At 71.7% G+C, this 22,826-nt stretch carries 20 protein-coding genes; 9 read left to right on the top strand and 11 right to left on the bottom strand.

Annotation, left to right across the window (positions count from 1 at the left end; translation table 11 throughout):
* From ACFULQ_RS35950 to ACFULQ_RS35940, 3 genes are all read right to left on the bottom strand, one after another.
* Positions 1 to 410: hypothetical protein (locus ACFULQ_RS35950; protein WP_383552121.1), on the bottom strand; the 410-nt coding region annotated here is incomplete at its 3' end.
* Positions 411 to 561: 151 nt separating this feature from the next.
* Positions 562 to 1,263: a sensor histidine kinase gene (locus ACFULQ_RS35945; RefSeq protein ID WP_383552119.1), complete on the bottom strand. Its 702-nt coding sequence runs from the start codon at positions 1,261 to 1,263 to the stop codon at positions 562 to 564.
* On the bottom strand, positions 1,260 to 1,505 hold the full coding sequence (locus ACFULQ_RS35940; protein ID WP_383552117.1) for a hypothetical protein: 246 nt from the start codon (positions 1,503 to 1,505) through the stop codon (positions 1,260 to 1,262). Before ACFULQ_RS35940 ends, ACFULQ_RS35945 begins: the two co-directional genes overlap by 4 nt.
* 192 nt (positions 1,506 to 1,697) lie before the next feature.
* Between ACFULQ_RS35940 and ACFULQ_RS35935 the strand changes: the two genes are divergently transcribed.
* The 4 genes from ACFULQ_RS35935 (at position 1,698) to ACFULQ_RS35920 (ending at position 8,310) form a co-directional block, all read left to right on the top strand.
* Positions 1,698 to 4,643 carry a BTAD domain-containing putative transcriptional regulator gene (locus ACFULQ_RS35935; protein WP_383552115.1) on the top strand — a complete coding sequence of 982 codons (2,946 nt, stop codon included), beginning with the start codon at positions 1,698 to 1,700 and terminating at the stop codon, positions 4,641 to 4,643.
* Between the two features lie 70 nt (positions 4,644 to 4,713).
* The gene (locus ACFULQ_RS35930) at positions 4,714 to 4,971 is read left to right on the top strand and encodes a hypothetical protein (RefSeq protein WP_383552113.1); all 258 of its coding nucleotides are present in this window, start codon (positions 4,714 to 4,716) and stop codon (positions 4,969 to 4,971) included.
* 12 nt (positions 4,972 to 4,983) lie between these two features.
* On the top strand, positions 4,984 to 6,858 hold the full coding sequence (locus ACFULQ_RS35925; protein WP_383552111.1) for a RiPP maturation radical SAM C-methyltransferase: 1,875 nt from the start codon (positions 4,984 to 4,986) through the stop codon (positions 6,856 to 6,858).
* Positions 6,859 to 6,876: 18 nt separating this feature from the next.
* The gene (locus ACFULQ_RS35920; RefSeq protein WP_383552109.1) at positions 6,877 to 8,310 is read left to right on the top strand and encodes a S8 family serine peptidase; all 1,434 of its coding nucleotides are present in this window, start codon (positions 6,877 to 6,879) and stop codon (positions 8,308 to 8,310) included.
* 68 nt (positions 8,311 to 8,378) lie between these two features.
* Here ACFULQ_RS35920 and ACFULQ_RS35915 read toward each other — a convergent pair whose 3' ends face one another.
* Positions 8,379 to 9,149 carry a hypothetical protein gene (locus tag ACFULQ_RS35915; RefSeq protein ID WP_383552107.1) on the bottom strand — a complete coding sequence of 257 codons (771 nt, stop codon included), beginning with the start codon at positions 9,147 to 9,149 and terminating at the stop codon, positions 8,379 to 8,381.
* A 169-nt stretch (positions 9,150 to 9,318) separates the two neighbouring features.
* Here ACFULQ_RS35915 and ACFULQ_RS35910 point away from each other — a divergent pair, with 169 nt between their 5' ends.
* Positions 9,319 to 10,044, top strand: coding sequence for a response regulator (locus ACFULQ_RS35910; protein WP_383552105.1), 726 nt, complete (start codon positions 9,319 to 9,321; stop codon positions 10,042 to 10,044).
* Between the two features lie 4 nt (positions 10,045 to 10,048).
* Here the strand turns inward: ACFULQ_RS35910 and ACFULQ_RS35905 are convergent, their stop codons facing one another.
* From ACFULQ_RS35905 to ACFULQ_RS35890, 4 genes are read right to left on the bottom strand one after another with little or no spacing between them, the layout of a single operon-like run.
* Positions 10,049 to 11,251 (bottom strand): Gfo/Idh/MocA family protein, encoded by a 1,203-nt coding sequence (locus ACFULQ_RS35905; protein ID WP_383552103.1) that lies wholly within the window; start codon positions 11,249 to 11,251, stop codon positions 10,049 to 10,051.
* A 26-nt stretch (positions 11,252 to 11,277) separates the two neighbouring features.
* Positions 11,278 to 12,618 (bottom strand): extracellular solute-binding protein, encoded by a 1,341-nt coding sequence (locus ACFULQ_RS35900; RefSeq protein ID WP_383552101.1) that lies wholly within the window; start codon positions 12,616 to 12,618, stop codon positions 11,278 to 11,280.
* 10 nt (positions 12,619 to 12,628) lie between these two features.
* The gene (locus ACFULQ_RS35895; RefSeq protein WP_383552099.1) at positions 12,629 to 13,543 is read right to left on the bottom strand and encodes a carbohydrate ABC transporter permease; all 915 of its coding nucleotides are present in this window, start codon (positions 13,541 to 13,543) and stop codon (positions 12,629 to 12,631) included.
* Between the two features lie 16 nt (positions 13,544 to 13,559).
* Positions 13,560 to 14,525 carry a carbohydrate ABC transporter permease gene (locus tag ACFULQ_RS35890; RefSeq protein WP_383552097.1) on the bottom strand — a complete coding sequence of 322 codons (966 nt, stop codon included), beginning with the start codon at positions 14,523 to 14,525 and terminating at the stop codon, positions 13,560 to 13,562.
* A 167-nt stretch (positions 14,526 to 14,692) separates the two neighbouring features.
* Here ACFULQ_RS35890 and ACFULQ_RS35885 point away from each other — a divergent pair, with 167 nt between their 5' ends.
* The 3 genes from ACFULQ_RS35885 to ACFULQ_RS35875 all read left to right on the top strand — a co-directional run bounded on the left by ACFULQ_RS35885 (position 14,693) and on the right by ACFULQ_RS35875 (position 17,046).
* Complete coding sequence (locus ACFULQ_RS35885) at positions 14,693 to 15,853, top strand: ROK family protein (protein WP_383552095.1); 1,161 nt, start codon at positions 14,693 to 14,695, stop codon at positions 15,851 to 15,853.
* Between the two features lie 116 nt (positions 15,854 to 15,969).
* The gene (locus ACFULQ_RS35880) at positions 15,970 to 16,155 is read left to right on the top strand and encodes a hypothetical protein (protein WP_383552093.1); all 186 of its coding nucleotides are present in this window, start codon (positions 15,970 to 15,972) and stop codon (positions 16,153 to 16,155) included.
* Positions 16,156 to 16,209: 54 nt separating this feature from the next.
* Positions 16,210 to 17,046 carry an EamA family transporter gene (locus ACFULQ_RS35875; protein WP_383552091.1) on the top strand — a complete coding sequence of 279 codons (837 nt, stop codon included), beginning with the start codon at positions 16,210 to 16,212 and terminating at the stop codon, positions 17,044 to 17,046.
* Positions 17,047 to 17,055: 9 nt separating this feature from the next.
* On the opposite strand, the gene ACFULQ_RS35870 is transcribed toward ACFULQ_RS35875, so the two are convergent.
* Complete coding sequence (locus ACFULQ_RS35870) at positions 17,056 to 18,420, bottom strand: S1 family peptidase (RefSeq protein WP_383552089.1); 1,365 nt, start codon at positions 18,418 to 18,420, stop codon at positions 17,056 to 17,058.
* Positions 18,421 to 18,730: 310 nt separating this feature from the next.
* Here ACFULQ_RS35870 and ACFULQ_RS35865 point away from each other — a divergent pair, with 310 nt between their 5' ends.
* Complete coding sequence (locus ACFULQ_RS35865; protein WP_383552087.1) at positions 18,731 to 19,111, top strand: PPOX class F420-dependent oxidoreductase; 381 nt, start codon at positions 18,731 to 18,733, stop codon at positions 19,109 to 19,111.
* 41 nt (positions 19,112 to 19,152) lie between these two features.
* Here ACFULQ_RS35865 and ACFULQ_RS35860 read toward each other — a convergent pair whose 3' ends face one another.
* Together ACFULQ_RS35860 and ACFULQ_RS35855 are read right to left on the bottom strand one after the other, a co-directional pair.
* On the bottom strand, positions 19,153 to 21,900 hold the full coding sequence (locus ACFULQ_RS35860) for an alpha/beta hydrolase family protein (RefSeq protein WP_383552085.1): 2,748 nt from the start codon (positions 21,898 to 21,900) through the stop codon (positions 19,153 to 19,155).
* Between the two features lie 421 nt (positions 21,901 to 22,321).
* Positions 22,322 to 22,735: a Zn-ribbon domain-containing OB-fold protein gene (locus ACFULQ_RS35855; RefSeq protein WP_383552083.1), complete on the bottom strand. Its 414-nt coding sequence runs from the start codon at positions 22,733 to 22,735 to the stop codon at positions 22,322 to 22,324.
* Between the last annotated feature and the right edge of the window lie 91 nt (positions 22,736 to 22,826).

Below are 22,826 nucleotides of genomic sequence, written 5' to 3'. Positions count from 1 at the left end.
ACGTTCACGGTGCCGACGTTCACATAGCCGCCGAGCGGCGCGGGGGAGCCGGCCGCGTTGCGGTAGGCCAGCGAGGCCACGAGCGAGTAGGTGCGCCCGGCCTGGAGTTCCGTCAGGACGATCTCGTGCCGGTAGTCGGCGCCGCCGTTCAGCGGGACGGGCTGCGGGGGCTGGGGCTTGTTGAAGTCGTGTCCGCCGCCGATCTCGTCGACGCTGACGTGCAGGTTCCAGATCCCCGCCAGCAGCGGCACGAGGAAACCGGTGAGGTTCCACTCGACCCGGACGGTGACCGGGGTGCCCTTGTTGACCACGTCGGCCGGGTTGCCGTCGGGGTCCAGGACGATCGCGCTGATACGGCCGTCGAGCGCCGTCGTCGGGACGGGAAGTGACTGGAAGGTTCCAGAGGCCATGTGCTGACTCCTTGTCGTGGAAGTGCCCGGTGCCGGACGTCTCCCACCGTGCTGCGGCCGGCGCGTCCCGAGCAGAGGCGGAAGTCCCGTCCGGCGCGGGACGACGTCCCGGTACGGGCGGGCAGGGGCCGTGGAGAGCGGCGCGCACCTCTCAGGCCCGTGGCAGGGGAAGGCGCACGCGTACCTCGGTGCCGCGGCCGGGTGCCGAACGCACGGCGAGGGACCCGCCGACGCACTCGGCTCGCTGCCGGATGGACACCAGCCCCACTCCGTTCGACGCGTGCGCGATGCCGCGGCCGTCGTCGGCGACGGTGACCAGCAGGCACCGGCGCCCCGCGGCCAGGGTGACCCGGGCGTGCCGGGCATCGGCGTGCCGCACGACATTGGTCATCGCCTCCGTGACGATCCGGTACACCGCCGTCTCGACCGTCGGGGGCAGCGCGGGCAGCGCGGACGTCACGATGTCGACGACCGTCACGGGCGGCATGAACCGGGCGTGACGGCGCAGCGCCTCCACCAGCCCGTACGAGACGACCGCCGCGGGCGGCAGCGCGTCCACGAGCCGGCGCACCTCGGTCACCGCGTGGGACACCTCCGCACGGACCCGGTCCAACAGCTCCTGTTCCACGCCCGGTTCACGGTCGTCGAGCAGGTCCGACAGAGCTCGCAGCCCCAGTCCGACACCGGCCAGGAGCGGACCGAGCCCGTCATGGAGGTCATGGCGGAGCCGGGTGCGCTCCGCGGCGACGGCCTGACGCACCCGGGCGTCGGACGAGCGCCGCGACCGGTCACGGACCAGCGCCGACAACAGCGCGAGGCACCGCGTCAGTGGCGCCGGGCGTGCCGCCTTCATGGCGTCGTACGGGGATAGACGGCCCGGACCCGGCCCAAAGCCCAGCGCATCCGGGGCACCGCGGTCTCCGGCCGTTCGCCGTAGGCCCAGGCGAGGATGGTCGCACAGCCGCGGCTGCCCCCGTGGTCGAGGATCGCCCGCCGGATCGCGGCCGCGATCTCGGCCCGCGTCGGCTCGGAACCCGTCGACAGGTCGCTGGTGAACAGCGCCTCGGCGCGGGCAGCGGTCAGCAGATCACTCATGGGTCCCCCGATCTCGTCGTGGCGTACCGGGCCGAGGGAGCGCGACACCGCTCGCCTTCGTGCCCGAAAGCCCATGCTGTGACCGTGCGTTGCAGCTCCCGTTGCAGTGGCCGTTGCAGTCGGGGCGGGGCGGCGCACCCGCCCGTTCGGCGTTAGCGTGGACGTCAAGCGCTGCTTGACGTGGGGGCCGCGATGACTGGGCGAGAGGCGTTGGACGGACTGCGCTTTGAGATGCTCGGCCCGCTGCGGGCATGGCGTGGTACGACCGAGCTGGACCTGGGGCAGATGCAGCAGCGCGTGGTGCTGGCCGTGCTCCTCCTGCACGCGGACCGCCCCATGAGCCGCGACCAGCTCGTCGACGCCGTGTGGGGACGGGAGGTTCCGGCACGCGCCGCCAACCTGCTGCAACGGCACGCGTCGGGGCTGCGCCGGGTCCTTGAGCCCGAACGCCCGCCCCGGACACCGTCGGGACTGCTCCCGTGGACCGAGGCCGGATATCTGCTCACCCTCGGCCCGGCCCAGCTGGACGTGCGCGCCTTCGACCGACTCATCGGCCTGGCGCACACCGCCCGGGCCCGCGGCGACCTGGCCGGCGCCGCGCAACGCCTGCACGCCGCCCTGGACCTCTGGCACGGCCGCCTCTGCGAGGGCATGACGAGCCCGCTGCTCGACACCGAGCGCGACCGTCTCGCGGAGCGGCGGCTGAGCGTCCTCGAAGAGCGCATCGAGATCGACCTGTCGCTCGGCGACGACTTCGACCTGGTCGGAGAGATACGGCAGTTGTCCGTCGAGGCCCCCCTGCGGGAAGGCTTCCACGCCCTTCTGATGCGGGCCCTGCACCGCTCGGGACGCCGGGCCGAGGCCCTGGCCGCCTACCACCACGCCCGCCGGCTGCTCCGCGACGAACTCGGTGTCGAGCCGGGCCGGCGGCTGCGGGAGACCCATGCCCGGATCCTGGCCGCGGAACCCGAACCCGATCCGGGCAGGCGAACGCCCTCGGGCGGGCCCGGTGCCCCTGCGGCCGTACCCGCTGCGGCGGCCGGGGCGAGGGCCGTACCCGCGACCGGCACCGGCCTGCCGACGACCGTGGTCCCCGCCCAACTCCCGCATCCGATGCCGGGGTTCGTCGGCCGCGCGGAGGCACTGGCCCTGCTCGACTCCCTGTTGCCGCAGGAGGAGCCGGGCGGCTCGGGAGGCACCGTCCTGATCACCGCCATCGGAGGCACCGCCGGAGTCGGCAAGACGACACTGGCCGTCCACTGGGCCCACCGCGTACGGCACCGCTTCCCGGACGGACAGCTCTACGTCAACCTCCGCGGCTTCGACCCGAGCGGCCGCCCCATGCAGCCGGCCGAGGCGATCCGCGGCTTCCTCGACACGCTGGGCGTGCCACCCCGACGCATCCCCGTCGACCCGGACGGCCAGAGCGGCCTGTACCGCAGTCTGCTGGCCACCCGGCGCATGCTCGTCGTGCTCGACAACGCACAGGACGCCGACCAGGTCCGGCCCCTGCTGCCCGGCTCACCGGAGTGCCTCAGCATCATCACCAGCCGCAACCGACTCACCGGACTGGTGGTGACCGACGGAGCCCGGCCGATCGGTCTCGGTCTGATGTCCCCCACCGAGGCACAGGACGTCCTGGAGCGGGGCCTCGGCAGCACCCGTCTCGCCACGGACCCGGAGGCGCTGCGGGACATCACCACCACCTGCGCACGTCTGCCGCTGGCTCTGGCCATCGTGGCGGCGCACGCGGCGACCCGGCCGGACCTCCCGCCGGCCGCCCTGGCCAAGGAACTGCACGCCGCGGGCAGCGCGTTGGACCTGCTGGACGGCGGTGACGCGGCCACCGACGTCCGCAAGGTGTTCTCCTGGTCGTACCAGCGGCTGAGCACTCCGGCCGCCCGGCTGTTCCGTCAGCTCGGACTGCACCCGGGCCCCGACATCAGTGCCGCCGCCGTGGTGAGCCTTTCCGGGCTGCCCCCGGACCAGGTCCGGGCACGCCTTGTCGAACTGACCGGCAGTCACCTCCTGGAACAGCGGGCGGGCGGCCGTTACGCCTTCCACGACCTGCTGCGCGCCTACGCCGCCGAACTCGCCCTGACCCACGACACGGACGACGACCGCCGGGCCGCGGTCCGCCGGATGCTCGACCACTGTCTGCACAGCGCCTACCGGGCCAGCCGCTACGTCAGTCCGCACCGGGACGACCCGATCACCCTCGCCGCGCCCCACCCGCCCGTCACCGGGGAGCACTTCGAGGACCACGACGAGGCGCTGGCGTGGTTCACGGCCGAGCACGCCGTGCTGCTCGCGGTGCAACAGCAGGCGGTCCGCGACCGTTTCGACACCCACGCCTGGCAGCTGGCCTGGTCTCTTCAGCCCTACTTCGACCGCGGCGGGCACTGGCATGACTCCGCCGCCGCACACCGGCGGGCCGTGGCGGCCGCCCGGCGTGCGGGAAGCACCCATGGACAGGCGGTGAGCCACGGGTGCCTGGCGTATGCGTACATGCGGCTCAGCCGCCATGAGGACGCCGCCACCCACATGTGGCAGGCACTGAACCTGTACGAGACGCTCGGCGACCTCCTCGGCCAGGCGCACGCGCATCGGACACTTTCCTGGCTCAGGGACGAGGAAGGGCGGTACGAAGAGGGACTCGGTCACGCGCGCCGAGCGGCGGAGTACTTCGCGCGCGCCGGGCACCGCACCGGGCGTGCCCGGGCGCTGAACGCGGTCGGCTGGTTCTGCTCCCGGCTCGGCCGGCACCAGGAAGGACTGGCCCACTGCGAGGAGGCGCTGCGGCTTCTGGGCGAGGCGGGCGACCGGTTCGACCAGGCCGACACCTGGGACAGTCTGGGGCACATCCACCGTGGCCTTCAGCAGCACGAGCAGGCCGCCGAGAGCTTCGAGAGGGCGCTCGCCATCTACCGTGAGACCGGCGACCGCTACAACGAGGCCGACACCCTCTCCTCCCTCGGCGACGTGGTGCTCGCCCTGGGCGACCCGGGCCGGGCGCGCGCGTCGTGGGAGCGGGCCGCCACCCTGCTGGAGGAGCTCGGACACCGTGCCGCCGCCCAGGTACGGGCCCGGCTCGACACCGAAGCGGAGCCCAAGTCGCCGGAAAACAGGGCCCCTTGACGGAAGGGTGGCCCATCGCCAGACTCCCCCGCATTCCGCTCGGTCCAGGAATTGCGGGAAAAGAGGCGTTGTGGACGGGAAAACAGTCGATTGGCAGGACATCGAGCGTCTTGCGAACGTGATGGTGCGGTCGGGGATCGACTTCTCCGAAGCGGACAAGAGGGCACTGGAGTTGGTGTTCGAAGCCGCCGGGGACCAGCTGACCGGCAGGCGGGAGGCACAGTCGCTGGGCACGGTGTTCGACCCGGGCACCAGCTCCCGCAAGGCCCGGGCGGCGTTCAAGGTCAGCGGTCTGTACCGGGCGGACGACGAGCCGACCGGGAACTAGCCGGACCCGGCGATGTCGAGCACGAGCGATCCGCGACGTGAGGCCTGGCCGGTCGTCCTGGTGTGCATGCCCTTCATGGACGACCGTCGCCCCTCCCTCCAGGCGGGACTGCTGAGCGCCCTGGCCCGGGCGCACGGGTTCCCCGCCACCACCCTCCACGCCAACCTGGACTTCGCGGCGGGGCTCGGGCCGGACCTGTACCGCGCGCTGGCCGACGGCCACGGACATCTGGTCGGGGACTGGTTGTTCTCCCTGGAGGCCTTCGGGGCCACCGCACCCGACCCCGAGGACGAGTTCCTCGGCCTGTACGCCGACCACCTCGCGCCGGGACTCGGTGTCCCCGCCGCGCGAGTGCGCGACCACCTGCTGCGCATCAGGCACCACGAGATCCCCGCCTACCTCGACGCGCTCGTCGAGGCCTACCCGTGGGACCGGTTCCGGGTGGCCGGCTTCACCTGCACGTTCCAGCAGAACGCCGCCTCCGTCGCCCTGGCCCGACGGCTCAAGCGACGACGACCCGAGGTGTTCACCCTGTTCGGCGGAGCCAACTTCGACGCCCCCATGGGACCGGAGCTGGTGCGCACGATCGACTGCATCGACGCGGCCGTCATCGGGGAGGCCGAGAACGCCTTGCCGCTGCTTCTCGCCGCGCTGGCCGACGGCGCCGACCTCGACACCGTCCCCGGGCTGGCCCGGCGCGGGGCCGGCCAGGTGCTCACGGGACCGCCGTCGCGGCCGGTCGACAGCCTCGACGACCTGCCGGTCCCGGACTACGACGAGTACTTCCGGCGCGCCGAGAGCCTCGGACTCCAGCCCCGCCGGGCGTCCCGCGACGTGTACCTCCCCGTGGAGACGGCCCGCGGCTGCTGGTGGGGGGCGAAGCACCACTGCACCTTCTGCGGCCTGAACGGGGAGTCCATGCGGTTCCGGTCGAAGTCGGCCCCCCGGGTGCTGGCGGAACTCGCCGGCCAGACCCGCCGGTACGGCAGTTTCCGCTTCGAGGCGGTCGACAACATCCTCGACACGGCCTACTTCCGGACGCTGCTGCCCGCCCTGGTCGACAGCGAGGCGCAGTACGACATCTTCTACGAGGTGAAGGCCAATCTGTCCCGGGCTCAGCTGAAGCTGCTCGCCGACGCCGGCGTCTCGCAGATCCAGCCCGGGATCGAGTCGCTGAGCTCTCCGGTGCTGGCACTCATGCGCAAGGGAGTGACCGCCGCACAGAACGTGAACCTCCTGCGCTGGGCCCGGCATTACCGGATCGAGGTGACCTGGAACCTGCTGTGGGGGTTTCCCGGTGAGAGCGCGCAGGACTGCCGCGACCAGGCGGACGTCCTGCGGCAGCTGTGGCATCTGACCCCGCCGGGGGACGCGGGCCGTCTCACCATGGAACGGTTCAGTCCGCTCTTCGCCGACCGCGACGGGATCCTTCGCGACCTGCGGCCGGAACCCGCCTACGCACGGGTGTATCCCGCGGACGTCGATCTCGGCCGGGTGGCGTACTTCTTCCGGTGCGAGATCGAGGGCGCCCTCGCCGACGACGCCTACGAACCCCTGCGCCGGGCGGTCGCCGACTGGCAGGGGGCATGGGCGGACGACTCCGCCCCGCCCGCGCTGGAGTACCGGCGGGCGCCGCACTACCTCCAGATCCACGACACCAGACGGAAGGAGGACGAAGGCACCTATGTCCTCGAAGGCCCGACGGCCGACCTGTACCTCGCCTGCTGCGACCGCCCCGTGACGGCGGCCGCGCTGCACGAACGGCTGGGGCTGACAGGCCCGTTGGACAAGGTGCGGCACGTGCTGGACGAATTCGCCGAGGCCGGGCTCGTCTTCAGGGACGGCCCTCGCCACGTGGCGCTGGCCGTACCCGCCACCCGGCCCTGACTCATCGGGGGTACCGACATGGCTTACAGCATCGACAACCGCCTGCCCCGCCGGGTGTACGCGCACGCGTCGCCCCTTTCGCAGGGCGGCACCTCTCTCTTCGACGCCGGCGCGATCACCGCGGACAACGCCGAGGACTTCGTCTCCGAGGACGCGGTGGTCCGGGAGGCGGAACGGGAACTCACCGCCGCCGGTTTCACCGTCCTCGACAGCGGGCCGGCGACCCTCAACATCGCCGGTCCGCCGGAGGCCTACCAACGCTACTTCGAGACCGTGCTGGTCACGGAGGAGCGCGAGGTCATCCAACCGGGAGCGGTCGATCTCCGCAGGACCCGTACGTTCATCGACACGGCCAAAGCCGACCTGCCGGGGCTCATCTCCACGAAGGGGCTGCCGGCGGCCCGGTTCCTGGAAGGCGTGGCACTGGAACAGCCGGCGACCACGCTGCGCGGGGGTGCCGGGATCCTGCCGGACCCCGACTTCTGGTACCTCACCACCGAGGACGTCGCCGAGTACCTGGGGGCGCGCAGGGTGCACGACGAGGAGCGGATCACCGGCGCGGGTGTCCGGCTGACCATGGTGGACACCGGCTGGGAGAACCATCCCTACTTCGACGAGCGGAAGGTCGGTGGCAGGGTCGTCCTGGGCCCTGGCGCCGCCGACCCGGAGATCGACGAGGACGGCCACGGAACGAGCGAGTCGGCCAACGCGTTCGCGATGGCGCCCGGCGTCGACTTCACCATGGTCAAGGCACTGGAGACCAACCTGCTCGGTGGCTTCGTCACGGCGGCCAGGCAGCAGCCCCGGCCGCAGATCATCAGCATGAGCCTGGAGTACCACCGCAAGTCACCGCCCCTGGAGGCCATCGACCAGGCGCTGTCGGTCGCGGTGTCGCTCGCGGTCCGCGACGGGATCGTCGTGGTGTGTGCCGGGGGCAACGGTCATTTCGCGTTTCCGGCTCAGCACCCCGACGTGATCGCCGTCGGGGGAGTGCACCGGACCGAGTCCGGCCGGCTCGAGGCGTCCAACTACGCGAGCGCGTTCACCAGCGCCCTGTATGCGGGCCGTACGGTTCCCGACGTCTGCGGTCTGGTGGGCATGCGCCCCGACGCCACGTACATCCTGCTGCCCACCCCACGGGGTTCCACGATCGACCAGGAACAGGCGAAGAAGGCCCAGGACGGCACCACGCCGGGCGACGGCTGGGCCCTGCTGAGCGGTACGTCCGCCGCGGCGCCCCAAGTGGCCGGTGCGTGTGCCCTGTTGCTGGAGGTCGACCCGCGGCTGACACCCCGTGACGTCCGGGAGGTGCTGGAAAGGACTGCCCGGGGCGTCGACGAGGGCTGGAGCAACCAGGACACCGGAGGTCTGTCCGCCCGCGCCGGCGCCACGGGACACGGACTCCTGAGGGCCGACGCGGCGGTGGACCTGCTGAGGGGCCGGACCGGATGAGATCCCACGCGGAGCGTCTCCCGGGCCGGCCACCGGCGCGGGAGACGCCCGAGGCGCATCCGGCGGGTTCAGTCCGTCCCCGCCGGGGCCGGCCGACCGGTGTCCGGGGTCTGCGCCGCACGGCGCAGTTCCATCCTGACCGCCTGGACGAGGTCGAAGAGCTCCTGGGTGCGCACCGCGTACCACTGGCCGACCCGGCAGACCAGCCAGGCCAGGACACCCAGCAGGATCGGCAGATAGACGTTCTCCGGCAGCGGCTCGGTGTTCCGGTGACTCACCATCACCGCGTTGGTGACGAGCAGCGCGACCGTGTACAGGACGCTCGTCACGAGCAGGGCGGGTCCCGCGAGATCGTGCAGGCGGTGCGCCAGGGCGACGGCGACCACGAAGACCCCGGGCGCGAGGATGGGCAGTCCGCGCAGAGCCACCGCACGGTAGGCCTCCGAGGGGTCACTGGGGTAGTCCCCGCTCCAGTAGCCCAGGCTGCCCAGCCCCACCCAGGTGGCCACCAGGTCGAGGAGCCAGAAGGCGACCACGCCGAGGGCCACGGTCAGCGCGACGGTCGTGCCGCTAGGCACGATCCGCGGCCGCGGACCGACGATCCGCGTGCCGTCGCCGGGTGGGCCGGCGGCCCGGCGGCAGTCCGCGTTCGTGGACCGCTGGAGCAGCGGCAGTCCCGCGAGGATGAGGCCGGCCGCGCAGCCGCCGAGCTGGGCGATCTGCTCGGCGTTGCTCGTGTGCAGCAGCAGGGTGATGGCGGCGGCCAGCAGGGGAGGAAGGGCCTGGAGGACGGCCGACGCGCGTGGACCTGCGGCGGCCTGGTAGGGGCTCGTCGACATGCTGTTTCCTCTGTTCGGGTGACCAGGGCGGCGGGGAGCACGCGCCATGGTCGCCCCCCGCCGCATCGACGGCATGAGGCACGGGTCCCCTCGTCCGCGGGAAGTCCGGCCGCCGGGAACGGGACGGGTACCGGGTGGCCGGAACACCGACCGGGATCCGGGAGACGTGATGCACTCGGACGCTGACCACCGCCGGGACGCGCGAGACGTGGGGCACTCGGACGCGGACGACCGCGCCGTCCGCGTCGTGATCGCCGACGACCACCCCATGTACCGCTACGGGCTCTCCGCGGCGCTCGCCACCAGCGGCACCGTCGAGGTCGTCGCCGAGGCCGCGAACGGCGAGGAGTTGCTGGCGGCCGTGGCCCGTACCTCCCCCGACGTCGTCGTGACCGACCTGGCCATGCCCGGACTCGACGGTGCCGCGGCCACGCGTGCCCTGGCCGGCCTCGACCCCTGCCCGGGGGTTCTGGTGCTCACCATGCACGAGGACGACGAGGCCCTGTTCGCCGCCCTGCGCGCCGGAGCCCGCGGGTACCTCCTGAAGGACGCGGACCGCGCGGAGATCGTCCGCGCGGTCCTTGCCGTGGCCGAGGGCCAGGCCGTCTACGGCCAGGCGGTGGCCCGGCGGATCGTCGACTTCTTCACCGGAGTGCACCGGGACTACGCCGCCCAGGTCTTTCCCGAACTGACCGAACGGGAAAGGGAGGTGCTGGAACTGATCGCCCTCGGCATCGGCAACCACCGGATCGCCGCACGGCTGGTCCTGTCGGAGAAGACGGTGCGCAACCACGTGTCGGCGATCCTCACCAAACTCCACGTCTCCGATCGCGCCGCGGCCGTCGCCCGGGCCCGGGACGCCGGGCTGGGCGGCCGACCGCGGTCGGACGGATGACGGCTCAGGCCTCGGGCGCGTCCCCGAAGTCCGGGATCTCCAGTCGCGCTCCGCCCTGTCGCGCCGAGTCGTGCGCGATGATGCCCGGCAGGGTGTAGCGGGCCGCCACCCAGGCGTTGACCGAGGGGAGCGTGCGGGTGTTGACGGCGGTCACGAAGTCGTCCACCAGGAAGTGGTGGCTGCCCTCGTGCCCGTTGTGCAGGTTGTCGAAGGCGCGAGGGAGCCGCTCCCGGTCGTGCACCGGTGCCGAGCCCGAGGTGAACGCGGCCCGCAGTTCCGGCGCGATGTGCTGGAGTGACGGGTCGTCGGGAGACATCGTGGGCTTGGGCTCCAGGAGCTCGCTGATGTCCTTCACGCCCTTCTTGTCCTGCCACAGCGCGACCGTCGCCAGCTGCTCCATGCTCGCCTCGGTCCCGAAGAACCGGAAACGGGACTCCCGGATGTGGGAGGGGTAACCGACCCGCCGGAACTCGTTGGTGCGGAACGACCCGCCGCCCGCCACCTCGAACAGCGCGGTCGCGTTGGAGAAGTCGTTGCCGAACTGGCTGACCTCCTTGTCGAACACGCCGTCCCCGCGGTCGTCGACCACGCCGATCGCCGACACGCTCACCGCGTGCGTCCGCCAGGCACCGAGCACCCCGCCCACCGAGTGCGTCGGGTAGAGCAGCGGGGGATAGCTGGCGGTCTCCTTCCAGCTCTCGCCGCCGCTGTACTGGTACGCCTCGTAGAACCCGAGGTCCATGTCGTGGACGTAGTCGCCCTCGGCGTAGAAGAGCCGCCCGAAGGCGCCCTCGGCGATCTGGTTGCGGGCGTGCACGGTCGCCGGGTTGTACTGGCTGGTCTCACCCATCATGTACGTCAGCCCGGTGGCCCGGACCGCGTCGATGATGGCCGCTATCTCCTCCGTGGTGATCGCCATGGGGACCGCGGAGTACACGTGCTTGCCCGCGTTCAGGCCCTGGAGCACCAAGGGGCCGTGCGTCCAGCGCTGGGTGAAGATCGCGACCGCGTCGACCTCCCTGGACTCCAGCATCGCCTCGTACGACGGGAAGGTGCCGGCGAGTCCCTGCGCGGCGGCGAGCTGCTCGGCCCGCTCGGGCAGCAGATCGGTGACGTACACGTCGCCGACGCCGGGGTGGGCCTGGAACAGCGTGGCGAACTGGCCGGAGAACTGGCCGGCGCCGACGATGCCGAGAGAGAACGTCATGGAAGGCATGCCCTTCGAAGGTCGATTCACTGGTCGAGAATCAGATTGATCTGGTCGGTGGTTCGGTCGAGGCTGCTGACGGACTTGCCGTTGCCGTAGATGTCCTGCATTTCCGGATGCATCAACGCATACACGTCCGCGGCGTAGTTGGTGATGGGGTAGGAGAAGGTCGCGAAGTCCTTCTTGTCGGCGACCGGCCTGGTGAACGCCGTGACGTCGATGCCCTTCTTCCTGTACGCGGCGACCGCGGCCGCCGTGCCGTCGGGCGTGGCCGGGAAGACGATGCCGTAACTCCCCACCGTCCTCTGGCACTCGTCGGACGACAGGTACTTGACCCACTTGAGCGCCCCCGCCTTGTTGCGGGCGTTCCTGGTGACGGAGTCGGCGAGGCCGTTCATCATCGTGGCCCGCTTGCCGGTCGGACCCTCGGGGGTGACCGCGGTGGCCATCTTCACGCCCTTGAAGCCGGCGTACGTCGAGATCATCCACGCCCCGTCGAAGGTCGCCGCCGCCTTGCCCGCCGCGACCTGGGCGTTGCCGGGGCTGGACTGGGAGTTGTAGGCGGTGAAGGGGGCCATGTAGCCCTTCTTCGCCAGCCCGAACCACCAGTCGATCACCGACTTGAAGGTCTTGCTGTCGTACCGGTACTCGGTGCCCCAGCGCTTCTTGTCGGTGTAGGTCCAGCCCGCGGAGGCGGCGAAGCTGCTCCACTGGGTCTGGCCGTCGCCGTCCCCGCCGCCGTTGCTGGCGAGGCCGTAGACCTTGACGTGGTTCTTGTCGAAGCCCGGTTCGTCGCCCCGCTTGCCGTTGCGGTCGACGGTGAGGTGGGCGATGGCCTTCTCGAAGGTGCCGCCGTCCTCGGGGTTCCAGGACAGGCCGTTGAGGTCGGCGGCGGTCAGGCCCGCGTCCGCGGCCGCCTTCTGGTTGTAGAAGAGGGCGACCGTGTCCCAGTCCTTGGGGGCGCCGTAGCGATGGCCGTCCTGCCCGATCCAGTTGTCGGCGAGGCCCTTCTGGTAGGCGTTCGGGTCGATGCCGAGGCTGTCCAGCGGCTCCAGCACCTTCAGGTCGGCGAACTGGCCGAACTTCTGGATGTGGTCGGTGAAGACATCGGGCTCGGTGCCCGCGATGAAGCTCGCGGTGAGCTTGGTCCAGTAGTCGTCCCAGCCCAACTGGGTGATCTTCACGCGCAGTCCGGGGTTCTGCCGCGCGAAGTCCTCGGCGCACGCCTGGTAGGCGGGCAGCTGGTTGGAGTCCCACAGCCAGTACGTCACCGTGCCCGACGAGGAACCGCCGGAGCCGCTCCCGGCGCACCCCGTCAGACTCAGGGCCAGCGCACCGGCCAGTGCGGTCAGCGTACGAAGTCGCATCACGAATCCCTCACTTGATCCCGGTGAAGCTGATGGAGCCGACGATGCGGCGGGCGAAGAACCCGAACAGCACGAGCATCGGGAGGGCGGCGATCAGCGTGGCCGCCATCAGACCCGACCAGTCGGTGCCGGTCTGCGGGGTCTGCGCCCGGAAGATCGCGAGGGCCACGGTCAGGACACGCGAGCTGTCGCTGTAGGAGACCATCAGCGGCCAGAAGTAGTCGTTCCAGGCCGTGATGTACGTCAGCACCGCGAGCGTCATGATCGGCGTGGACGCCATCGGCAGCAGCACCCGGAAGAAGATCCGCACCTTTCCGGCGCCGTCGAGCAGCGCCGCCTCCTCGACCTCGGAGGGGATGTTCATGAAGAACTGCCGCAGGAAGAACACCGCGAACGGCGTCATGAACATCGTCGGCAGCGCGATGCCCAACAGGTTGTCCACCAGGCCGAGTTGCTTGATGAGCACGAAGTTCGGCAGCAGGGTGAAGATGGCCGGCACCATCAGCCCGGCCAGGAACAGTCCGAACACCCTGTCCCGGCCCCGCCAGCGCAGCCGGGCGAAGGCGTAGGCGGCCATCGCGGAGAAGAAGATCTGGCACACGGTGATGAGCGTGGAGACGATCACCGAGTTCAGCAGATAGCGCCAGAACTTCAGCCCGCCGCCCGCACCGCCCTGGGCGATCGCCTCCTTGGTCGACTGGAGGCCGAGCGCCCGCTCGAAGCCGCCGGTGGTGAGGTCGACCGGCAGCGGGTCGCCGGGGTGGGCGGCGAGGCCGGTGTTGGTGGACAGCGCGGTGCGCAGGATCCAGTAGAACGGCAGGAGGGTGATGAGCACGATCGCGGTCATCACCGTCCAGGCGACGACCCTGCCAGGTGCGAACCGGCGCCCCCGGGGCCGTACACGTGTCGTGGTCACGGCAGCCATGTCGGTCTCCTCTCCCTCAGCCGAGGTCGCTCTGACCGGCGCGGGTGATCCGGTACTGGAGGACGGTGATGGCGCTCAGCACCACGAGCAGGGCCACCGACATCGCGGAGGCGTAGCCGAACTGGAAGCGGCCGAAGGCGGCGCCGTAGATGTAGTACTGGAGGACGTTGGTGGCGTTCGCCGGGCCGCCCGCGGTCGTCACGGCGACCGTGTCGAACACCTGGAACGAACCGATCACCGTCATGATCAGCACCACCGCGAGCACCGGCCGGAGCAGCGGCATGGTGATCCGCCAGAACATCCGCCACTCGCTCGCGCCGTCCACCTTGGCCGCCTCGTACATGTCGTTCGGGATGGCCTGGAGACCGGCGAACAGCAGCAGCGCGGTGTAGCCGACGTGCCGCCACACGTTGATCAGGGCGATGGTCGGGATCGCCCAGGTCTCGTCCGCGAGGAAGGGGATGCGGTCGAAGCCCAGCCCGGCGATGATCTCGTTGCCGATGCCGAGCTGGTTGTCCAGCATCCACAGCCACACCAGGCCCGCGACCACGTTCGACATCAGATACGGCGTGAGCACGATCCCGCGCAGCGTCGCCGACTGGGTCAGCCGCTGGAGCAGGACGGCGATGGCGAGCGCCGCGACCGTCTGGACACCGATGTTGATGACCACGTACTCGACGGTCACCGCCAACGAGTCCCAGAAGATGGGGTCGTGGACCATCCGGACGTAATTGTCCAGGCCCACCCACTCGGCCGGGGTGAGCAGGTTGAAGCGGGTGAAGCTCAGGTAGATGCCGCGCAGCGTGGGCCAGAGCAGGAAGACCGTGAAGCCCAGCAGCGCAGGGGCGATGAACACGGCGGCGAGCCGTCCGTCCCCCCGCCCCTCGCGGGCCGGCGCCCGGTCCGTCCTCTGCTTCGTCCGCGCCCCCTCGGCGCCGCCCAGGGGCAGACGCGACGGAGGGCTGCTGGAGGCGATGGTCATCGGGAGACTCCCTCGTCTGCGGCGGCTCGTCCTGGGCCACTTACTTTTGTAGCGAAAGAATCCAGCCGTCAAGGGGTGGGTCAGAACCTTTTCAGGACAGCTTTCTCGACCTCGGTCCGGGTACATTGCTTTTACAGCGAAAGAAATCATGTGGGAGTCTGACCTTCATGACCGCAGTTGCCGCCAGCTGGCTTCCCCTGAGCACCGGCGAACGCTCGGTGGCGATCGAGGTGCTCGTCCACGGCCCGCTGTCGCGCACCGAACTCGCCCGTCGCCTCGACCTGTCCGCCGGCAGCCTCACCCGGCTCACCAAGCCCCTCATCGAGTCGGGCCTGCTGGTCGAGGTCCCCGAGGCGGGCGCCCCGGCCGAGGTGCGCCAGGGGCGCCCCTCGCAGCCCCTCGACGTCGTCGCCGACTCCGGCTCCTTCATCGGCTTCAAGATCACCGAGGACATGGTCTACGGCGTCGTCACCACCCTCAGGAGTGAGATCGCGGCCCGCCTCGACCGGCCCCTGACCAGCCACGACCCCGCCGACGTCGCCGATCTGCTCGCGGAGATGACGGACGAGCTGGCCCGCGAGCACCCGCGTCCGGCCGGCATCGGCATCGGGGTCGGCGGCCTGGTCCAGGAGCGGGCCGTGGTCGGCGAGTCGCCGTTCCTGTGCTGGCGGGACGTGCCCCTCGGTGAACTCGTCGAGGAGCGCACCGGGTTGCCTGTGGTCGTCGAGAACGACGTGGCCGCCCTCGTGGAGGCCGAGACCTGGTTCGGCGCCGGACGCGGCCTCGACCGCTTCGTCGTCCTGACCATCGGCGCCGGCATCGGCTACGGCCTGGTCCTCGGCGGCCGGCGCGTCCCCTACGCCGAGGAGGACCGCGGCTTCGGACGGCACTGGATCATCGACCCCCACGGCCCGCTCACCCCCGACGGCACCCGCGGCAGCGCCGTCTCCCTGCTCGCCATCCCCAGCATCCGCTACCAGGTGCGGGCGGCCACCGGCCGCGACCACAGCTACGAGGAGATCCTCGCCCTCGCGGCGGCCGGCGAGCCCGTGTCCGCCCGCGTCATCGACGAGGCCGGACGCGCCCTCGGTGTCCTGGTCGCCCAGATCGCCAACTTCGCCATGCCGCAGAAGATCCTGCTCGCCGGAGAGGGTGTCGGACTGATGGACGTGGCCGCCAGGACCGTCCAGGACACCGTCCGCGCCCACCGCCACCCCCTGGCCGCCCCGATCGACCTGGAGACCAAGGTCTCCGACTTCCACGACTGGGCCCGGGGGGCCGCCGTACTGGCGATCCAGGTGCTGGTTCTGGGTGTGGTTGACGTGTGAAGCAGGCCACAACCCTTGACAGAACCGCGTGTTGACAGATGGACGTGATCAGTAACACGGTCCGATATGTCCTTTTCTGGCGTGATTACTCACGGCGCCTTCACGTCCGGAGCCGTATGCTTCACACCATGTCCACCACCGTTGAACCCGTTACCGATCGATCGGCCGACGAGGTCAACGAGGAGATCCGGGCCCTGTGGCGCCGGGCGGGCGGGACACTGAGCGGCGAGCAGCGCGAGCAGTACCAGCGCCTCGTCCTGGAGTGGGCCGCCGCCGCTCCGCAACCGGTCAAGGCGGCCTGAGCCCCGAGAACCCCTCGGGGCATCACCGCCCCGTCCCTGGGCACCCCTGACGGAATGGGCCCTCTCCTCGCACTGGCCTCGGCGGTCTGCTACGGCATCGTCGACTTCACCGGCGGCCTGCTGTCCCGCAAGGTCCACTTCGCCGCCGTCACCTTCCTCGGCCAGCTCGGCGGGCTGCTCCTCGCCACCACCGCCGCGCTGCTCCTTCCCGCCGACGCCGTACGGCCTGTCGACCTGCTGTGGGGCGCGCTGTCCGGCGTGGGAAGCGGCGCCGCCATGCACTTCCTCAACCGCGGCCTCAGCCACGGCGCCATGAGCGTGGTGGTACCCGTCAGCGCCGTCACTGGGGTCGCCCTGTCCGTGGTGTGCGGCGTACTGCTCGGTGACCGGCCGACCGCCGTGGCCTGGCTGGGGATCGCCCTGTCCGCGCCGGCGCTCTGGATGGTGTGCCGTGGCGGCCGTGGGGACCGGGGCCCGGACGGCGGCGGGGGAGTGCCCGACGGACTGCTGGCCAGTGCCGGGGTCGCGCTCCAGTACATCGCGCTCGCCCAGGCCGGTGCCGCCAGTGGACTGTGGCCGGTGGCCGCGGGGCGGGTCGCCGCCGTACTGGTCCTGCTGCCCGCGGCGGCACGGCACCCACGGCGCCTGCTCCTGCCGCCCGTGCGCGCGGTCCAGGCGCCCCTGGTCGGGGCGGGCGCCGCGCTCGGACTCATCCTCTATCTGCTCGCCGCCCAACGGCAGCTGCTGGCGGTCGCCGTCGTGCTCGCCTCGCTCTATCCCGCTCTTCCCGTGATCCTCGGACTGGCCCTGCTGGACGAGAGGCTCAGCCGGCAGCAGGTCCTCGGCCTCATGGGGGCCGGCGTCGCCACCGTCCTGCTGAGCCTGGGGTGACCCGGTGGCTCAGCCCCAAGTGGCCGAGTAGTACCGCTGATACGCCTTGCGGTCCTGCTCGGAGCGGATGTACCGGGTCGCCACCAGCGCGATCAGACTGCCCCCGACGACCAGCAGGCCGGGCCCGACGTTGCGGGTGTCCGTGAGCCGGCTCAGCAGAGGCGTTCCCTCGGCGCCCTCGACCGCGGCCGAGGAACCGGGGGAGGCACCGCCGGGCGCGATCGAGCCCTGCGCCGAGGTGGCCGACGGCGCGGGGGAGGCCGCGCCGGCCGCGGCCGGGTTCGACACGATCAACTGCATGTCGAGATCCCTCAGCGCCTTCGTCACCGGCTCGAAGAACGTCGTCCCGCCCTGCGTGCAGTCACCGCTGCCGCCCGAGGTGATGCCGAGCGCGATCCCCTCGGAGAACATCGGACCACCACTGTCCCCCGGCTCCGCGCACACGCTGGTCTCGATCAGCCCGGTGACCGTGCCCTCCGGGTAGTTCACCGTGGCGTTGACCGACGTCACCTGGCCGTCGCGCAGCCCGCTCGTGCTGCCGCTGCGGAACACCCGCTGCCCGATGGCCGGATCGGCCGCACCGGTGATCTGCACACCCTTGCCGTTGCCGATGAACACGACACCGGCCCCGTTGCCCGCCTTCCCGCTGGCGTACTGCACCAGGGAGTAGTCGTTGCCGGGAAAGCTCTGCGTGACCGTCTTGCCCAGCTGGTTGGTGCCGCCGGTGTCCGCGAACCAGACCGAACCGGTCGGCCCGCAGTGCCCCGCCGTGAGGATGAAGTCGCTCTGGCCGTTGGTCACGTTGAAGCCCGCCGAACAGCGCCCGCCGGTCGACAGGATCGGCTGCGCCCCGTTGAGGCGGGGCGTGAAGGTGCCCTCGGTGCGCTCCGTCTTCACGAAGCCGCCGATGCCGGCCGCGACCTTCGTCATGCCGGCCCAGTCGGACGCCGAGACGGTGGAGTCGCCCTGCACCACCACCTGGTTGGTCCGGTAGTCCATCGACCACGCGGTCCCCGCGACCCGCGGCGCCGAACGCAGCGTCTTCGCCGCCGACTTGAGGTCGTCCATGCTGTGCTCGACGACCTTCGCCCTGGCCCCCGCCGCGCGCACCTCGGCGGCCGCCTTCTCGTCGGTGACCGCGACGACCGGCTTGCCGTCGGCACCGATCCAGGTGCCGGCCGTACGGGCGGAACCGAGCCGCGCCGCGATGTCCGCACCCGTCTGCCCGGCCTGCTGCGCGTAGGTGCGCGGCACGGCGGTGGCGGGCGGCTCGCTCGCGACGGCCCGCGTGACCATCGTGCCTCCCAGGAGGAGTCCGCCGACTGCCGCCAGCCGTGTCACTCGCCGGACGACCCGTCGTCGTGCGTGCCTCATGCATGGCTCCCGAACCAGAACAAGCGGTGTCACCACCGCGGGGCCCTCCGGTCGTTGAGCGCCCACCTTGCATACGGCGCCGGGGCCCTGCGCGTTCACGGAACCACGAGATCCGGTACCGGCGCCGGCCGCCGGGGTGTCTCAACCAGCCACGCGCAGGCCGGTGTTGGCCGATTCCCCGCGGGAGGGGCCCGGTCGTGGGGGTCGAGGACGGCCGCACGCTCGGTGCGCGACAACTCGCTGCATCAATGCCCGGTGCGTGACGGCTCGGCACTCCCGTCCCGCCCCTGGCGCCGCCTAGAATTCCGGCATGGACGACACGCCGCTGGAGCGGCTCGGCGCGGGCAAGTACCTCCTGCTCACCAGCTATCGCAAGAACGGCACCCCGGTGGCCACCCCGGTGTGGGTGGTCCGTGACGGGGACGCGCTCGGGGCGTGGTCGGTCGCCGACGCCTGGAAGGTGAAGCGGATCAGGGCCCGCGCGGACGTCCTGGTCGGCCCCTGCGACGTGCGCGGCAACCCGACCGGTGACCAGATCCCGGCCACCGCGGAGATCGTCGACGCGGCGACCACCGGCCGCTACCGACAGCTCCTGGCCAAGAAGTACGGCGTCCTCGGCCGGCTCACCCTCCTGGGCAGCAGACTGCGGCGGGGCAAGGACGGCACCGTCGGCATCCGCGTGACCTTGTGAAACGCGGGGCCCGGACACTCCGGGCCCCGCGCACCAGGAGGTCAGGGCCGGTCGAGCACCGTCCCCGTCAGCACCGGCTTGTCGGGCAGCGGCTCGGCGTCGTAGTCGGTCAGCGCGAGGCGCATCGACTCGGTCGGCTCGGCCAGCTGGTCCTGGACGGTCGGCACGGTGAAGTCCACGCCCGTGCTCCCCGGCGGGATGTTCAGCCACACCCACAGGTTCGCCCGGGACAGCGGCCGCTCCGGGTCCGGTACGTCACCGGACCAGTCCTTCAGCCATTGCGGGTCGACGTCCTTGGTGGACAGCTCGGTGCCCTCGGTGACCGCAAGCACCCGTACCGGCTGCCAGATGTCCACCGTGGTGGGGGCGTCCAGGGACAGCCGCCAGGTCAGTGTCCCGCCCTCGGTCACCCGGTCGGCGACCGGCGACAGGGTGACCACCGGCGCCGGGTCGTCGTTCTCGGCGGTGACCCCGCCCCGGTGCTTGCCGATGACGGCGTGGTGGACGGCCTTGACGGCGATGTCGTGCCGCACGTCGAAGCCGTAGGCCGTGTCGCCCTTCACCTCGACCGGCACGTCGATCGCGTCGCTGCCGGGCCGTACGGTCACGAGCCTGCTCTCGGCCCGGCCGCTGTCCGGATCCAGGACGTACACGCGGACCTGCCCGCTGCCGTGCCCGGAGATCCTGACCGGCACCCGGTAGGTGCGGGTGCCGGAGTCGCCCTCCTTGACGGTCGTGCGGCCCACGTCGACCCGCGGCAGTGCGGCGGCCTTCACCGCGGGGGTGCCCGGCGCCCAGCCCCAGGCGTCCATCAGCCAGGCCTGACCGGACCGCGAACGGGGCGTCAGCTCAAGCGACTTGACGTGCCCGAGGTCGAGCTTCGCCCGGGTCGCGGCCGTCAGCGGGACGCGCAGTTCCTGAGCCCAGTAGGAGGCGGTGCTCGCGGAGCCCGGGAGCCCGTCGATCCGGACCGAGCCGAGCCGCGCCCGGCGGTTGCCGGAGTCGGTGACGGACACGTCGAACCTGGTGCCGGTGGTGTTCGGCGGGACGAAGACCCGCAGGGCGAGCTTCTGCGCCCCGCGCAGGGAGACCGGCTTGGCCGGAGCGACGCGCGCCGCCGTGCCCGGTGCCGACCACTTCACGTCGACCGCGCCCCTGCCGGTCTCCTTCTCCGTCTCCCACCACGCGAAGTGCGGTGACGATCCGGGGGATTCCGGGTTCATGCAGGCCACGGCGGGGTCGGGGTCGATGGCCGAGCACAGCCGGGCGCCGGTCACCTTCACCCCGCCGTCCGGCAGGAAGCCGCCACCGCGGCGACCGCCGACGGCGTGGGTGAGCACCCGGGCCGGGTCGGCGGACGGGGCCCGCTTGCCGGAGCCGTCGAGCAGCGGACGCACCCGGTCGTCCCCGGCGACGAAGAGACGGGCCGCCGCGGCGATGTAGGTGGAGCCCGCCTGGTGCTGCTGGGCGGCGGTCAGCCGGGTCGGCGCGCCCGGCGAGCACACCGGGTCCGGCTGCTCGGGGTCGGTCCAGAAGTCGTCCGAGGCGGGCGCCTCGGCCTCGCCCGGGGTCCACTCGCTGTTGAAGTAGTTGTGGTTGGCGCCGACGACGTAGACCGCGCTGTGCAGCGCGCCGCCCCGGCTGATCCCGCGGGTGCCGTCGACGAAGTCCTCGCCCTGGAGGTCGGACACATCGCCGTCGCAGCCGGGCAGCAGGGTCACGGAGGGCACGTCGGCGACCGGATTCTGGCCGAAGATCGTCGGTCCGATCAGCACGGTCCCGCGCACCTTCCAGCGCACCGGGCCCCGGTAGCCGTCCTCGGCGGCGGGCGGCGGGTACAGGCTGTCCATCGCGGCCCGGTTGACGCCCTCGCCGCCTCGGGAGTGGCCGACGAGCAGGACCCGGGACAGGTCCGCCTTCAGTGCCTCGCGCACGACGGCCGGGGCGCTGGAGCGGTGGGCGCTCCAGTCGGCCCAGCGGGCGAGGTGCTGCCGTACCAGCGAGGAACGCGCCTGCGCGCCGGCGTCCTCGGCGTTCGCGTCCTGGGCGTTGATGCCGTTCGCGGAGATCGAGACGGTCACATAGCCCTGGGAGGCCAGCAGTTGCTGGTCGCGGAGGTAGCCCTTGTCGCTGGGGATCGGCTTGTAGCCCGCCGTGCAGGGCCAGTCGCCGGTCACGTCGTCCTCGCTGGTGCTGCCCGGCTTGTAGCAGGTGGCGTGCCGGCCGTGCAGGAACAGGGCGAGCGGGCGGCTGCCGGTGGCCCCCTTCGGTGCCACCACCTGGGCGCGCATCTCCACGGGGGCGGCGTACCCGGGCAGGCGGATCGGGTCGAGGTCGTACTCCCCGGAGACCGTGCGGTACGAGCCCGGCCTGCCCGGATCGACACCGTTCGCCGGTGCCTGCGCGGGGACGCGGGCCCCTCGCGCGCCGGACTTCGGCGTCTGGTCAGCCGCGTCCAGTCGGCGTCCCGCGGCCGTCACCTGAAGGTCTTTCAGCCCGTTGGGCCGGGCTTCTTCGAGGGCGAGTCGGAAGGTCCGCCCGTCCTTCGCCGGCCGCGGCACCCCGAGTAGCCGGTCCCCGGTCCGGAACTCGACGCGCGCGTCCCCCATGGGAACGGCCTTCGGTGCGCGCCAGACCAGCTCACGCGCCCCGCCCTTCCCGTCGATCCGCCACCCCGGCGGCAGTCCGCTGTCGTCCGTCACGCTCAACGGCCCCGCCTGCGGCGGCTGTTGAGCCTGTGCCAGTCCGGGCGAGCCCGCCAGGGCCGCCAGCACCGCCACGGCGGTCACACATATTCGCCGGGCACGGATCAATGGTCGTCTCCTCACAACCCCGTGCGCAGACGTCCCGTCGGTCCCGGGCGCCTCTCGCGTCACCTAGGACGGGGGAGAAGCGCCTGTGGGTTGTCTGTGCGACAGCGGTGTTCGTGAGGAAGAGACGCGATCAAGCCAGCGTAGTCGCCGACTGGCGGATCACCGGACGGGGGAAGCGCCTTGCGTGAGTCCGACTCCCCACCTCCGCGCGGCCGTTGTCGACACCGGCCACCGCGCCCGGACGTTCACCCGCGGCAGCGGGGCCGGTGGGTACGTGTCCTGACGGTGCCCTGGCGCTGGGCGTGGGGCCGGATCCGAAGTCCTAGGAGGCCGAGCCAGGGTGATGCCCCGTCAGTCAGGGGAGCACGACCCGGGGCCCCCGTCGGCCCCGGAGCCGTCAGCTCCAGGCGCGGTAGGGCTCGTCCAGCAGCTGGAAGACCGGCTCGCCGCGGACCGGGTCCTTGGCCGTCGACATCCGGACCCGGTCACCGCTGTGGATCGCGGCGGGCGGACCCATGACCCGGCCCCGGACGACGAAACCCTCGGCCAGCTCGACCAGCGACACATTGCGCGCGGCGGGGGTGTTGCGGTGCACCACCGTGGAGTGGCGAACCGTGCCCACGCCCTCGCTGCGTTCGGTGCGCAGGTCGCCGCCCTGGCAGACCGGGCACAGCAGCCGGTGGTACATCGCGGTGCGGCACCAGGTGCAGCGCTGGAAGAGGATCGAGTCCGTGGTCGGGGCGAGGGGCTCGAGCAGGCCGGTCGCGGAGCCGACTGCCTGCCGAGCCATGCTGCCTGAGTGGTGGTACACGCTGGTCAACTCCCTGCGCTCGGCCGGAATCCCACGTGCGCGGAGCACCGTGCACGGACGTGCGCGGTTCCCTTGTGCCACCGTGCACGCC

This window comes from Streptomyces sp. NPDC057253, assembly GCF_042669125.1.
Taxonomy (GTDB): Bacteria; Actinomycetota; Actinomycetes; order Streptomycetales; family Streptomycetaceae; genus Streptomyces.
Note: the sequence above shows the minus strand (reverse complement) of the source record. Positions and strands in the feature narration are given on the sequence as shown.